Genomic DNA, 13,033 nt, shown 5'->3' on the forward strand with positions numbered 1-13,033 from the left:
TTTTGTTTGACATTGTAGCTGCAATTTTAATTTTTATTGCAACATTAGTATTCGTTATATGGCAACCTAAAAATTTATCAATCGGCTGGTCTGCTTGTGGTGGAGCTATCGTTGCGTTAGTTTTTGGTGTAGTAGAATTTTCAGATGTTTGGGAAGTTACGGGAATCGTATGGAATGCAACTCTAGCATTTGTTGCCATCATTCTTATTTCCTTAATTCTCGATGAAATTGGTTTTTTTGAGTGGGCAGCCTTACATATGGCTCGTCTTGCAAAAGGCCATGGTATTAGAATGTTCGTATATGTAAGTTTGCTTGGTTCGGTAGTAGCAGCCTTTTTTGCTAATGATGGTGCAGCATTAATTCTGACACCAATCGTTTTGGCTATGGTTCGAAACTTGCAATTTAAAGAAAAGATGGTCTTTCCATTTATCATGGCAAGTGGTTTTATCGCTGATACGACATCACTACCGTTAATTGTAAGTAATCTTGTAAATATTGTATCGGCAGACTTCTTTGATATCGGATTTGTTGAATATTCTTCAAGAATGGTGATTCCAAACATATTTGCTATCACCGCGACCATCACCGTTCTTTATTTATATTTTAGAAGGAATATACCTAAAACTTATAATTTGGAGCATCTCAAAAAGCCAGCTGAAGCAATTAAGGATATCAAGATGTTCCATTTATCATGGTATGTGTTAGGTATTCTATTAGTTGGTTATTTTATAAGTGAGTTTATCGCGGTACCGGTATCGATTATCGCAGGAATAATAGCAATCTTCTTCCTAATCATGGCTCGGAATAGTCAAGCTGTGAATACGACTGCTGTTGTCAAAGGAGCACCATGGGCAATTGTCTTTTTCTCAATTGGAATGTACGTGGTTGTATACGGCTTAAAAAATGCGGGATTAACAGATGTGTTAGCAGGTTTAATTCAGTGGAGTGCTGATCAAGGATTATTTAGCGCTACGATTGGAATGGGATTTATCGCTGCTATTCTTTCATCCATTATGAATAATATGCCTACTGTTATGATCGATGCGTTAGCGATTGCTGAAACAAATACTTCCGGTGTCCTACGAGAGGCACTGATTTATGCCAATGTGATTGGATCTGATTTGGGTCCTAAGATTACACCAATAGGTTCTCTGGCAACTTTATTATGGTTACATGTTTTATCACAAAAAGGTATTAAAATATCATGGGGGGGTGCCTACTTTAAAACAGGTATTATTTTAACAGTGCCAATTCTATTTATTACATTAGTTGGCTTATATCTTACCCTTTTATTATTTTAAATGTAACCTTTTTGAAGCTTAACCGACAAATATTATAAATAGACCAAAAAAGGGGTCGGTTAACTTGAAATATGTGCTTAGTGGGTTATTACTATTATTTATCGTTGCATGCGGTACAGCCTCAAATGACGGGAATGTAAATGGTGAGAAACCAACTAATCAATCAGAGAAAGATCAAAATCAGATGACTGGTTATGTGGCAAATGTAGATGATAGTCAGGTATTAGTCATTGAAAATCGCTTAGATCAATCGTTTGATGAAATTCCTATTGAAGAAGTGTATGAACAGGCCGGGAATGCTATTTACTTTAGTATAGAGGATATAGAAGAAAGTCTCTTCACATCTTTAACAGAGGGTGAAAAAATAACGGTTACACATGGAACGGTTGCTGAATCATATCCAGGTCAAAGTGCAGCAATTGAAATTTCTCGTGAGATAGATGAACAAAACGATTTGATCGATATGCATGGCGATTATTCAAACTTAATCCAGTTAGAAATATTTAGACAAAAAAGTGAAAAAGATGAAAATACAAATCTGAGATTAGTTAGATACACGACTGAAGGAGATCCTATCTTTTATAATCTACAATATGAGAATGACAGTTACCAAGTCTATATTGACGCAACACAGGATGAATTTGGCGTGGAAGATAGAGTAAAAGAAGTTGGCTGTCAGTTATTTGAGTATTATTTAACGGAAGAAAAAATCTTATCTTTTGATCTGCAAAATTGTGATAATGAAGGTGGTCAACTGCAGGTCGCAAATGCTCCTTTTGCTGACATCATTATTCCAGAGCAAGTTTATCAACGGATTGTAGTAAAAATGAATGATAAAGTCTTATTGGATACAACTGATGAGACAAAAAAAGCAGAGATCATCAATCAAATTAAAGAGGGTCAACTACAATCTGTCATGTCAATGAGTATGATAGCACCTGAGGGTGTGCTTGTGTTAATGGGCAAAATGGCAGAAATTCGCTTTGACTATTATCTAGAAGGAAATCTGATACGATATAATACGTATATAAATGCTGGGATTAAAATCGAATAAAAAAGGAGGTAAGTGCTCCTTTTTATTTGAGTATTTATCTCGAATATGAGATATTAATTTAATAATGTATAGGTTGTCCAATGATTGGGTAAATCAATATAGAATAAACTTTTAAAAAAGGGGGGGAGTATGTTTACCAATGGTAAAAGTAGCTATCGTATACTACAGTTCAACTGGTACTAATTATCAACTTTCAAGATGGGCAGAAGAAGCAATTAAGGAGGCAGGAGCAGAAGCTAAGCTTGTTAGAGTAGCTGAAACTGCGCCTGAAGCAGCAGTCGCATCAAATCCAGGATGGAAACAACATCTGGAAGATACAAAGGATATCCCTGTTGCTACTTCTGAAGACATTGAGTGGCTGATGCCATTTTATTCAGTATACCAACACGTTTTGGTACACTTCCATCGCAAATGAAACAGTTCATAGACATGCAAGGTGGGCTTTGGGCTACAGGAAAAACGGTAAATAAAGTAGTTAGCGCAATGTCTTCGGCCTCAAATTCACATGGAGGACAAGAGGCGACAATTTTAAATTTATATACGGCAATGATGCACTGGGGGGGTGCTATCATTGTACCTCCAGGATATTCAGATGATTCGATCTTTGCTGCTGGAGGAAATCCATACGGAACAAGTGTGACTCAGAGTCAGGAAGATGGTTCGATGGTGGAAGACGTTCAAGCATCCGTGAAACATCAAGCAAAACGTCTAGTAGAAATAGCTAGCAAAATTCATGGATAGTAACAATTAACAGACTTTATTTTTCAATGTGGTTTTTTTACATCGAAAAACTTGAAGAAATCTGTGATTTATGTCAAAGTAAAAGATAGTATTTCCATAGTAAAAATGTAGGGGGGACCGGTGTTGCCGGTTGAGATAGTATCCGTAAAGATACTGACTCTTGGAACCTGATCTGGTTAGGACCAGCGTAGGGAACATATAAGATATTAGAATCTATATGCGCCCTCGACGACAATCTGTCTAGGGCGCATTCTTGTATGTTCCTCTAAAAAAGATAAATATTAGGGGGGATGTTGAAAATGAAAAATTTAGCTTTAATTTTCGTGGGGTGTATTTTTATTTTAGCAGCATGTGGTAATGAAGATAGCACAGATAAGCTGGATGAAGTAACGTTTGTATTAGATTGGACACCGAATACAAATCATACTGGATTATATGTGGCACAAGCAGAAGATTTTTTTGAAGAAGAAGGTCTGGATGTCGAAATTGTGATGCCTGGAGAAGCAGGTGCAGATCAAACAGTTGCAACAGGTAAAGCACAATTTGGAATAAGCGCTCAAGAAGCAGTTACAGAAGCACGTATACAGGATATACCGATTGTGTCAATTGCAGCAGTTATTCAACATAACACTTCTGGATTTGCTGCGCCAAAGGAAAAAGGAATTATATCGCCAGCAGATTTTTCGGGAAAAACATATGGCGGCTGGGGAGCGCCCGTAGAAGCAGCCGTAATTGATTCGTTGATGAATCAAGAAGATGCAACCGTAGAAGAGGTCGAAATCATCAATATGGGTAACACCGACTTTTTTACCGCAGTAGAGCGTGACGTTGATTTTGCCTGGATTTATTATGGTTGGACTGGTGTGGAAGCAGAACTTCGTGGAGTAGAATTAAACATGCTTTATCTCACTGATTATTCCGAAAAACTAGATTACTATACTCCTGTCATTACGACAAATGAAACGATGATAGAAGAAAATCCGGAAACCGTCAAAGCGATGCTATCCGCTCTGGAAAAAGGTTATCAATTTGCTATAGAAAGTCCAAACGATGCTGCTGATATTTTAGTAGAAGCAGTACCAGATCTTGATGAAGAATTAGTACATGCAAGTCAGGAATGGCTTTCACCAAAATATCAGGATGATGCAGCAAGATGGGGCATTCAAACAGAGGAAGTGTGGAGTAATTACGCCGATTGGATGTATGAAAATAATTTATTAGATAGCGAATTAGATGTTGAATCAGCATTTACAAATGAGTATTTACCAGAATAAAAGGAGAGAGTAAACATGGCAAATTCTTTAGTCAGTATTCAAATCATTCCAAAAACACCAAAAGGAGAAGATTCGATTCCTTTTGTTGATGAAGCAATTAAGGTAATAGAAAGTTCGGGAGTAAAATATCAAGTCAATCCATTAGAAACAACAATGGAAGGTGAGTTGTCTCACTTACTTGCCATTATCGAAAAAATGAATCAGCGCATGCATGATTTAGACTGTCCAAGTGTTATTTCACAAGTAAAGATTTATTCACGAGCAGATCAGCAAGCATCAATGCATGAATTAACAGCGAAATATCATTAATATCTGGAAAGTGGCCATATAATCCTTTAAAGTGGCCATAAAAGGTCAAAAAGTGGCCAGAAAGTGCTTGGAAGTGGCCATAAAATGACTAAAAGTGGCCATAAAACATAAAAAAGTGGCCATAAAATAGGAGCATGTCTATGTTTAGAAAGTCATATTCTGCTATCATTGTCATCGTTAGCATTCTTATTATTTGGGAGATAGCCAGTCGGTTATTACATATACCGACATGGATTCTCCCGGCACCAACCGTAATACTACAGGAAGCTTTTACGAATTGGCATCATTATAATCATCATATTATTTCAACAATATTTTTAACGATCAGCGGTTTTGCTATCGGTGTAACGGTTGGTCTTCTAATAGCGATTCTGCTTCATCTTTTACCGAGAGTGAGAGAAGCATTATATCCATTGCTGATATTATCGCAAAATATACCGATTATCGTCTTGGCACCATTATTAGTAATTTGGTTTGGCTTTGGTGTCACTCCTAAGCTGTTAATCATTACACTGGTCTGTTTTTTTCCAATTGCGGTGGCGACCATAGATGGTTTAAAACAAACAAATCCAGAACTGATTCATTATATGAAAATGGCAGGGGCAACTAAAAAGCAGATTTTCACTAAACTAGAACTGCCACATGCGATTCCACAGCTGTTTTCAGGTTTGAAAATTTCAGCAACCTATAGCGTGATGGGCGCAGTCATTTCTGAATGGCTTGGTGCAAATCAGGGGATCGGTGTCTATATGACACTAGCCTCTTCCTCATTTCGAACAGATCGGGTTTTTGTAGCGATACTATTTATTATGATGTTATGTTTAATCTTTTTTGCTATTATCATTACCGCGGAACGATTGATTTTGAAATGGCGACCAAGTGAGGAGAGTAACAGATGAGTATATTAGAAATAGATCAGCTTGCAAAAAATTTGGCTCAGAAAAGATACTTGCGCAGCTCCGTTTCCATGTGAATGAAGGAGAATTTGTATCTTTACTTGGTCCTTCAGGAAGTGGTAAAAGTACGATTTTTCATCTGATCGGAGGATTATTTAAGCCGGATCATGGCACTATTCGTTTGGATGGTAAAGAAATTAGTGGTCAAAAGGGATATATCAGCTATATGCCACAGACACCTTCTTTATTGCCATGGCGAACCATATTAGAAAACGTTATTCTAGGCGTGGAATTATATGAAAAACCAGATAAAGAAAAAGCAATCCATATGCTGGAAAGAGTGGGTTTGGCAGATTATACGAATGCATACCCACACGAATTATCTGGGGGGTATGCGTCAGCGTGTCGCCTTTGTGAGAAGTATATTAAGTCCACAATCGTTTATTTGTCTGGATGAACCATTTTCTGCATTGGATGAATTTACAAGATTTGATATGCAAAAATGGTTATTATCAATCTGGGAAGAAGAACGCCCATCCGTATTATTTGTTACGCATAATATCGAAGAAGCTATCTTTCTTTCAGACAGAATTCTAGTCCTAGGATCGAAGCCAGCACAAGTCATTAAAGAAATCAACATAGACTTTGAACGACCTAGACGGGAAGAATTAACGTTAACACCAGAATTTCTACTAGTTAAAAAAGAAATCTATCAAACATTACGAGGTGTGCTGAATGATTGATGTGTATATTCGTATAGGCTGGTCCATCATGATAAAACAAACTTTCAAAGTGATCAGCGCGATAAAAGATATGCCACTGCAAAGTGTGGAAGACTTGGTTACAGGTACTACAAAGGAATTTTATGAGATATTAGGCGTTAGCCTGGAGATGATAACTAGTACACTTTCAATAAAATTAAAAACCTATTCACAAGCTATACCGTCCCCATCCCCATCCATATGGGATCCATATCCGGGATCGCCTTCATATAAAGGAGTCACACCAGCTTTGTGTGCTTCTGAACAATTTGCAAAATAAATACCATCTTGATTTCCGTTTGTGCCAGATTCAGGAACTTCTTTTTCAATATGAAAACCGTCATCTGTAACATAACCTTCCATACTCCAAATACCAATACCTGCTTCCATTGCTTGTTGTTCTGCTTGTTTCATTTCATCCTGATGAGTGTAAGGAGGATCATACACATATGCATAACGTGCCAACCCTTCTTCAATTAACATCTTATTAAAATTCTCGCCATCTACCCATATGTATCCAAGCAAACGATCATAATGATCACGCATAGGTCCATCAAATTCAATTTGTATCTCTTTTCCCGCCAATATCTCAACAGCAAAATCAGATGCTTCTGGACCATAAGGCTGTACAGGTAAATTAGGATGTTTTGTTTCAGGAGTGTCCACTAATAAAAGTCGGACAGTTTCCTTTTTACCATTCACTTGAATATTGACAGTATCGCCATCAACTACACGATTGACTTTCGCCTTGGTAAAGTTTTTCTTAATATCCTTGTCTTCCACTTGTTTAGCGTTAGAGTTTTCCTCATTATCTTCAATCTCAACTTTTTCATCTTTTATGACTTGATTCTTGTTATCATCAATCGGTTCTTCCGTTATCGTACCACATCCGGTTAGAAATAAAAAAATTAATAGTAAATTCGTCAGTAATTTATAAAAAAACATGTTGTAACTCCCCCCCTGCTGTTAATGTGCACTCTGAGAAATAGTTTACTATAAGGGAATAGATATTGCTATAAAGGAAGCCCGTAATGGCCATTGACAAAAAAGCTGACTAATAAACCTTTCTCCTCATCTACCTATAATATGAAACTTATGTGAAATAAGTAACGATATACTAGATATATAAAGTTACTTACTAGTATAATAACTAATGAGACATACTATAACCATCAGATGTTTCAAAAGTTGCGCTAGGTCTAGCATAAATATTAACTGTGTGTGATTTATATCATATTGATGGAAGTTGTATAAACAGAAAGGGGGGGAAAAAACATGAAAAAATTATTATTAGGTCTAGCAACATTATCACTTGTTCTTATACTGGCAGCTTGCAGTGGCGGGAATGATCAGGAAAATGCAAATGAAAGTCAAGATAAAGCTAGTGGAAATGGTGAAGTAGTTGAAGTTAAAGCTTCCAACTGGCAATTTGATCAGGAAGAATATACCGTTCCAGCAGGTGAGGTTACAGTAAATCTTACCAATGAAGAAGGTTTTCATGGCTTGGAGGTAGAAGGAACTGATATTCAACTTGAATCAGAAGGTTCTGCTACTGCTACGCTAGAACCTGGTGAATATACGATACGCTGTAGTGTTATGTGTGGTACAGGTCATGATGATATGGTTGCAACATTAATCGTTGAATAAGAACAAAAGGTTCCCTTAACAGTAAGGGAACCTTTTTTTCTGATCAAATATTTTATAAGTTTGAAAAATCTCTTCTCTAATCATTAATTGTGTTAAAATTATTGGAGCATCAAGGATTATAGCTTCTTCAAGCTGTTTGAAAAGAAGAAGAGTAGGGACCTTTTTTAACAAGGATATATTTCAGAAAAAAGTGTACTATTTATATACCAAATAGAGAGGAAGAAAGTGATGGAGTTTGGGGGGGTATACACGTTAACAGAAATACTTGAAAATCCACTAACAAAACAAACAAATTCGGTAAATGCACGGGTTGATATGATTGTAGATATGGCGCGATATGCAGATGAAATAGGTATTGATATTTTTGGAATAGGCGAGCATCATCGTTTGGACTATGCCGTTTCATCTCCACAAATGATGTTATCTGCCATCTCACAAACAACTACGGATATTAAGTTAACGGCATTAACGTCTTTATTAAATACTACCGATCCAGTTCGATTATTTGAGGATTTTGCTACACTTGATTTATTATCGAAAGGTCGTGCTGAAATTACTGCTGGACGTGGTGCGTTTGTAGAGTCTTTTCCATTATTCGGTTATGACGAAAGAAAATATGATCAGCTTTTTGATGAGCATTTAGATCTTCTTTTACAATTAAACCAACAAGAACGAATAATATGGAAAGGTAATTTAAGACCAGCATTAACTCATGCTGAAATAGCCCCCCCTCGACCATTCCAAACGAAACTACCGATATCAATAGGAGTAGGAGGAACGATGGAAAGTGCTATACGTGCAGGAAAAAAGGGTTGCGGTTTAACCGTTGTAATGATAGGAGGTATAGCAAGAAGTATCAGCCTTTAGTGCAAGCCTATCGTGATCACTATTCAGGAACTATGCCGATGATTGGTATAGCTGGTCATACTTTTATTCGTGAGACAGAAGTAGAAATAAACAAAGAATTTTATCCTTATTATGCAAGCTATTGGAAACATCTAACCAAGCAGGGGATTGGAGGAGCAATGGGAGTTGCTAGAACAGATATTGGATTTATTACCAGTAAGGAATCTTCTCTATTTGTAGGTACTCCAAAGCAACTCGTCGAAAAGATTGTCTATCAACATCAGTTATTTAAACATGATCGCTTTTATGCTCAAGTGGATTTTGGCGGACAGGATCTTGCATCTGTTAATAAAACGATCCGTTTATTAGTAGAATATGTGATGCCCGAAGTGAAAAAACATTTATATCAATAGCATGTCTTGCGATTTACTTCTCTCAAAAGGGAAAAAGTATCATTTATCTTGATAATATGCTATGATAAGAAAAGATTGAAAGCGGTTTAAAGGGGGGATATTATGTATTATAATAAAATTAGAATACCATTATTAACTGCTTTAGTAATTATGATGGTTTTAGATTTAACAGGTGTTATTCATGTTCCAGCAATTATTATTTTTATTATTGCGTTTGCATTGATTTGGTATAATATTCGCATTCGTCGAAATGCTAGTAATCAAAATTATAATAATAAAAAATAGTGTGAAAAATCTTTCAATATTGTAAAGCATTGAATTATTTAATAATTTAATGCTTTTTATTTTTTACATGTGTCTTTACACTTGTAATATATTATGTATAATAGTAAGCAGAACATGAAAGGTTAGGTGAGAACAAGTGAATAGAAAAGAAAAAATATGGGGACTTATTATTTTAATTATTGTTTTTCTGGGTTATCTTATTCCTTACACTTTCCTAAGTAATGTCACTAAATGGTATGGCAGTTTTCTTCTTTGGTCGATATTAGCTATTCTTATTATTTTAGTGAATTACTTTTTAACGAAAAGCTGGAGGGATGACAAATGAGTACAACTTTAGTTTGGACAACAATTGCGATCTACGTGATTATTGCAATATTTATTGCCTTTTTATCACGTAATGGTAAGCAAAATAGTATGACTGGCTATTTTTTGGGTGAACGAAAACTAAATGGTTTTGTATCAGCATTAAGCTATAGTGCTACTACCTACAGTGCATTTATGTTAGTAGGATTAGCAGGTCTGACGTATAACGGCGGTGTTGGTGCATTTGGATTTGAGATTATATATTTTATGGGTGTCTCTCTTGTTGCTATCTTTGGACCTCGTTTCTGGTTAGTAGGGAAAAAATATGGTTATGTCACACCGTCTGAAATGCTGGGAGATCGTTATCAGAATAAATGGGTAGCAGTGATTGCTGCTATTTCAAGCTGTTTATTCCTTATTCCATATAGTGCAGTTCAGCTAACAGGTATTGGTTATTTATTACAGGGTGTAACAGATAATGCGATTCCGTATACCACCGGAGTAATTATAGCAACCGTATTAGCACTTATTTTTTCCTACATAGCAGGAATTCGCTCGGTAGCATGGACAGATTCACTTCAATCCTTACTAATGATCATTACCTCAACTATTGTTGTTATCCTGATTATAAATAGACTTGGCGGTATTAGTGGATTTTTCACATCGATCGAAGAAAATAATGCGAGTGCATTAGCGGTTCCTGGAAATGGTTTCTTTAATTTTTGGACGTTCTTAGGGTTAACAATTCCATGGTTTTTCTTTAGTATTTCCAATCCGCAAGTTAGTCAACGATTATTTATGCCAGCTTCTCTCAAGAGTATGCGTCATATGTTACTCGGATTCTTGATTTTTGGATTTATTTATACGGTTGTATCTGTTATTTGGGGTTTCTCAGCTTCTATTTTATTTCCGAATCTAGAGAATGCTGACTTAGCAACACCGATGCTATTATCATCTGATTTAGTACCATCAATTTTAGGTGTAATGGTGATGGTCGGTATTATGGCGGCTGCTATATCAACGATTGATTCGATATTGTTAACATTGTCTTCTTTATTTTCAAGAGACGTCTATCGTAATGTAAACAATAATGCGGATGATAAAAAGCAATTGTGGGTCGGCAAAATTGTCATTCCAGTAATTGCAGTATTAGCCTTCTTCTTTGCGCAACTACAACTAGATTTGATAGCTGTATTATCTGTTGCTTCTTCTGCAGGCTTAATAGTGATTGTTCCGGCAATTATAGGAACTTTCTTCTGGAAAAAAGGTACAGCAGCAGGTGTTATAGTCAGTGTTTCAGTAAGTAGTATTGTCGTGATAATAATTGAAGCAACTGGAGGATTATTATTTGGATTAAAATCAGGTATATGGGGGGGAATCATCCTATCGACCATCCTATTTATCATAATTAGTTTATTATCGAAAGCTCCAGATCAGAAAGCGGAAGAGTTTATTGAATTCGTAAAGGGTAAAATGAAAAAGAATCATAGTTTAACATAAAAAAGTAGTCGGTCTGTTGATCGACTACTTTTTTGATGAAAGGTTTCAGCGTTGAGTTTTGAATTTTCTAAAAATAAATTGTATCTTCTCTTTGCTTCCCTTAAAATAGAATTGTGTAAAGAAAAGGGGGGGAGATATATAATGAGTACAGCAGGAATGTTTGGACAATTTGGTGGAAGTTTCGTACCTGAAGATTTAACGAATGTATTAAATGTGTTAGCAAATGAATTTGAAAAAGCTAAAATTGATCCTGCTTTTTTAACAGAATTTAAAGAAGTTTTAGCAGAGTTTGTAGGTAGAGAAAATCCACTTACATATGCAAGGAATCTATCAGAAAATCAAGGCGGAGCAAAAATATACTTAAAGCGTGAAGATTTAAATCATACCGGTGCGCATAAGATTAACAATGCGATAGGACAAATTCTTTTAGCAAAGCGGATGGGAGCAAAACGTGTAATAGCCGAGACTGGAGCGGGACAGCATGGCGTAGCCACAGCTACAGCTTGTGCGATGTTTGGTATGGATTGTATCATTTATATGGGAAAACATGATATGAAACGCCAAGCATTAAATGTTTTTAGGATGGAACTGCTAGGTGCAAAGGTAGTAAGTGTTGATGCTGGACAAGGTCGCTTAAAGGACGCAGTGGATGCCGCGTTGGGTGATTTAGTAGAGAACTATCAGAATACATTTTATTTATTGGGTTCTGCGGTAGGTCCACATCCATTTCCGACAATGGTTAAATTCTTTCAATCAGTGATCAGTGAAGAATCAAAGCGTCAGATACTAGATAAAGAAGGTAAGTTACCTACAGCAGTTGTAGCATGTACAGGCGGAGGAAGTAATGCAATTGGTGCCTTTGCTCATTATATTGAAGAAGAAGCAGTACGTCTCATTGGAGTAGAACCAGCTGAAGCTCCATCTTTAACAGAAGGGGGGTGCCAGCTATTATCCATGGATTTAAATGTTTAACGCTTTTAGATGAAGAAGGTAATCCAAAACCGACGTATTCCATTGCTGCAGGATTAGATTATCCTGGAATAGGACCAGAGCATAGTTACTTGAAAGAGACAGGTAGAGGAGAATATGTAACAGTGACTGGTCAGCAAGCATTAGCAGCTTTTAAAGTCTTATCGGAAACAGAAGGAATTATCCCTGCATTAGAGAGCGCACATGCCGTTGCATATGCCTTGGAATTAGCAAGAGAATTAGAACAAGAGGATATCATTATTGTTAATTTATCAGGACGTGGGGGGGATAAAGATGTCCAGCAAGTATTCGAAATGGAACATGGACCAAATGAATAGGGGGGGTGAGTGCGCATGGCAAGTATAAAATTTGAAATAATCGAACATGTTGTGACGCTTTCTGAATCATCAACTGGATGGAAAAAAGAAGTCAATTTGATTAGTTGGAATGAGCGAGAACCGAAGTACGATATCCGTGATTGGTCACCAGATCATGAAAAAATGGGTAAAGGTGTAACTTTATCCTCTGAAGAATGGCAACAGCTAAACAATTTTATCAGCAAATAAAAGAAAACCCGGCATCCTAACATAAAGGGATCCGGGTTTTTCTATTCCCTTTTTCAATAACAAAATACAAAAAAATAACTAAACTGCGAAGTAAATCTTTCACGACAGTATTTTGATAACTGTAATCCTACGCTGCGGAAAAACACTCCCTTTCCTAGGGGGGTGCGG

At 36.5% G+C, this 13,033-nt stretch carries 14 protein-coding genes, 2 pseudogenes and 1 riboswitch; of the genes and pseudogenes, 15 read left to right on the top strand and 1 reads right to left on the bottom strand.

Translation table 11 applies throughout. From position 1 onward, the window contains the following. The first annotated feature begins 2 nt into the window (after window positions 1–2). From JCM21714_RS15540 to JCM21714_RS24495, 8 genes and pseudogenes are all read left to right on the top strand, one after another. Window positions 3–1,301, top strand: a complete 1,299-nt coding sequence (locus JCM21714_RS15540; RefSeq protein ID WP_035725688.1) for an arsenic transporter — start codon at window positions 3–5, stop codon at window positions 1,299–1,301. Window positions 1,302–1,374: 73 nt separating this feature from the next. Next, window positions 1,375–2,355, top strand: coding sequence for a DUF4362 domain-containing protein (locus JCM21714_RS15545; RefSeq protein WP_235182955.1), 981 nt, complete (start codon window positions 1,375–1,377; stop codon window positions 2,353–2,355). Between the two features lie 139 nt (window positions 2,356–2,494). Beyond that, window positions 2,495–3,096: pseudogene (gene wrbA, locus JCM21714_RS15550) on the top strand (NAD(P)H:quinone oxidoreductase). A gap of 99 nt (window positions 3,097–3,195) precedes the next feature. After that, window positions 3,196–3,307: riboswitch (TPP riboswitch) on the top strand. An 88-nt stretch (window positions 3,308–3,395) separates the two neighbouring features. After that, on the top strand, window positions 3,396–4,370 hold the full coding sequence (locus tag JCM21714_RS15555) for an ABC transporter substrate-binding protein (protein WP_035725692.1): 975 nt from the start codon (window positions 3,396–3,398) through the stop codon (window positions 4,368–4,370). 15 nt (window positions 4,371–4,385) lie between these two features. Further along, window positions 4,386–4,679 carry an MTH1187 family thiamine-binding protein gene (locus JCM21714_RS15560; protein WP_035725695.1) on the top strand — a complete coding sequence of 98 codons (294 nt, stop codon included), beginning with the start codon at window positions 4,386–4,388 and terminating at the stop codon, window positions 4,677–4,679. Between the two features lie 140 nt (window positions 4,680–4,819). Then, complete coding sequence (locus JCM21714_RS15565; RefSeq protein WP_084040894.1) at window positions 4,820–5,578, top strand: ABC transporter permease; 759 nt, start codon at window positions 4,820–4,822, stop codon at window positions 5,576–5,578. A 70-nt stretch (window positions 5,579–5,648) separates the two neighbouring features. Beyond that, entirely contained in the window at window positions 5,649–6,032 is a 384-nt protein-coding gene (locus JCM21714_RS24490; protein ID WP_369403628.1) for an ATP-binding cassette domain-containing protein, read from the top strand. 13 nt (window positions 6,033–6,045) lie between these two features. Next, window positions 6,046–6,318 (top strand): hypothetical protein, encoded by a 273-nt coding sequence (locus tag JCM21714_RS24495; RefSeq protein WP_369403629.1) that lies wholly within the window; start codon window positions 6,046–6,048, stop codon window positions 6,316–6,318. A 183-nt stretch (window positions 6,319–6,501) separates the two neighbouring features. On the opposite strand, the gene JCM21714_RS15575 is transcribed toward JCM21714_RS24495, so the two are convergent. Beyond that, entirely contained in the window at window positions 6,502–7,281 is a 780-nt protein-coding gene (locus JCM21714_RS15575) for a thermonuclease family protein (RefSeq protein ID WP_035725701.1), read from the bottom strand. A 330-nt stretch (window positions 7,282–7,611) separates the two neighbouring features. Here JCM21714_RS15575 and JCM21714_RS15580 point away from each other — a divergent pair, with 330 nt between their 5' ends. The 7 genes and pseudogenes from JCM21714_RS15580 to JCM21714_RS15610 all read left to right on the top strand — a co-directional run bounded on the left by JCM21714_RS15580 (window position 7,612) and on the right by JCM21714_RS15610 (window position 12,865). Then, window positions 7,612–7,983, top strand: a complete 372-nt coding sequence (locus JCM21714_RS15580; RefSeq protein ID WP_035725704.1) for a cupredoxin domain-containing protein — start codon at window positions 7,612–7,614, stop codon at window positions 7,981–7,983. Window positions 7,984–8,211: 228 nt separating this feature from the next. Then, on the top strand, window positions 8,212–8,850 hold the full coding sequence (locus tag JCM21714_RS22245; protein ID WP_235182953.1) for an LLM class flavin-dependent oxidoreductase: 639 nt from the start codon (window positions 8,212–8,214) through the stop codon (window positions 8,848–8,850). Next, complete coding sequence (locus JCM21714_RS22250; protein ID WP_235182954.1) at window positions 8,850–9,242, top strand: hypothetical protein; 393 nt, start codon at window positions 8,850–8,852, stop codon at window positions 9,240–9,242. The genes JCM21714_RS22245 and JCM21714_RS22250 overlap by 1 nt, the downstream gene beginning before the upstream one ends. A gap of 150 nt (window positions 9,243–9,392) precedes the next feature. Next, window positions 9,393–9,527: a hypothetical protein gene (locus JCM21714_RS23250; protein WP_268748380.1), complete on the top strand. Its 135-nt coding sequence runs from the start codon at window positions 9,393–9,395 to the stop codon at window positions 9,525–9,527. Between the two features lie 321 nt (window positions 9,528–9,848). After that, the gene (locus JCM21714_RS15600) at window positions 9,849–11,330 is read left to right on the top strand and encodes a sodium:solute symporter family protein (RefSeq protein ID WP_035725717.1); all 1,482 of its coding nucleotides are present in this window, start codon (window positions 9,849–9,851) and stop codon (window positions 11,328–11,330) included. A gap of 141 nt (window positions 11,331–11,471) precedes the next feature. Then, a pseudogene (gene trpB, locus JCM21714_RS15605) lies at window positions 11,472–12,637 on the top strand (tryptophan synthase subunit beta). 15 nt (window positions 12,638–12,652) lie between these two features. After that, entirely contained in the window at window positions 12,653–12,865 is a 213-nt protein-coding gene (locus JCM21714_RS15610) for a YdbC family protein (protein WP_035725719.1), read from the top strand. Window positions 12,866–13,033: the final 168 nt, after the last annotated feature.

It is taken from the genome of Gracilibacillus boraciitolerans JCM 21714, assembly GCF_000521485.1.
Classification (GTDB): Bacteria; Bacillota; Bacilli; order Bacillales; family Amphibacillaceae; genus Gracilibacillus; species Gracilibacillus boraciitolerans.

Bases quoted from the DNA above. Each gene is read 5' to 3' on its own strand.
- JCM21714_RS15555 (WP_035725692.1), top strand. From the start codon at position 3,396: ATGAAAAATTTAGCTTTAATTTTCGTGGGGTGTATTTTTATTTTAGCA.
- JCM21714_RS15560 (WP_035725695.1), top strand. From the start codon at position 4,386: ATGGCAAATTCTTTAGTCAGTATTCAAATCATTCCAAAAACACCAAAA.
- JCM21714_RS15565 (WP_084040894.1), top strand. From the start codon at position 4,820: ATGTTTAGAAAGTCATATTCTGCTATCATTGTCATCGTTAGCATTCTT.
- JCM21714_RS15575 (WP_035725701.1), bottom strand. From the start codon at position 7,281: ATGTTTTTTTATAAATTACTGACGAATTTACTATTAATTTTTTTATTT.
- JCM21714_RS15580 (WP_035725704.1), top strand. From the start codon at position 7,612: ATGAAAAAATTATTATTAGGTCTAGCAACATTATCACTTGTTCTTATA.
- JCM21714_RS22245 (WP_235182953.1), top strand. From the start codon at position 8,212: ATGGAGTTTGGGGGGGTATACACGTTAACAGAAATACTTGAAAATCCA.
- JCM21714_RS23250 (WP_268748380.1), top strand. From the start codon at position 9,393: ATGATGGTTTTAGATTTAACAGGTGTTATTCATGTTCCAGCAATTATT.
- JCM21714_RS15600 (WP_035725717.1), top strand. From the start codon at position 9,849: ATGAGTACAACTTTAGTTTGGACAACAATTGCGATCTACGTGATTATT.
- JCM21714_RS15610 (WP_035725719.1), top strand. From the start codon at position 12,653: ATGGCAAGTATAAAATTTGAAATAATCGAACATGTTGTGACGCTTTCT.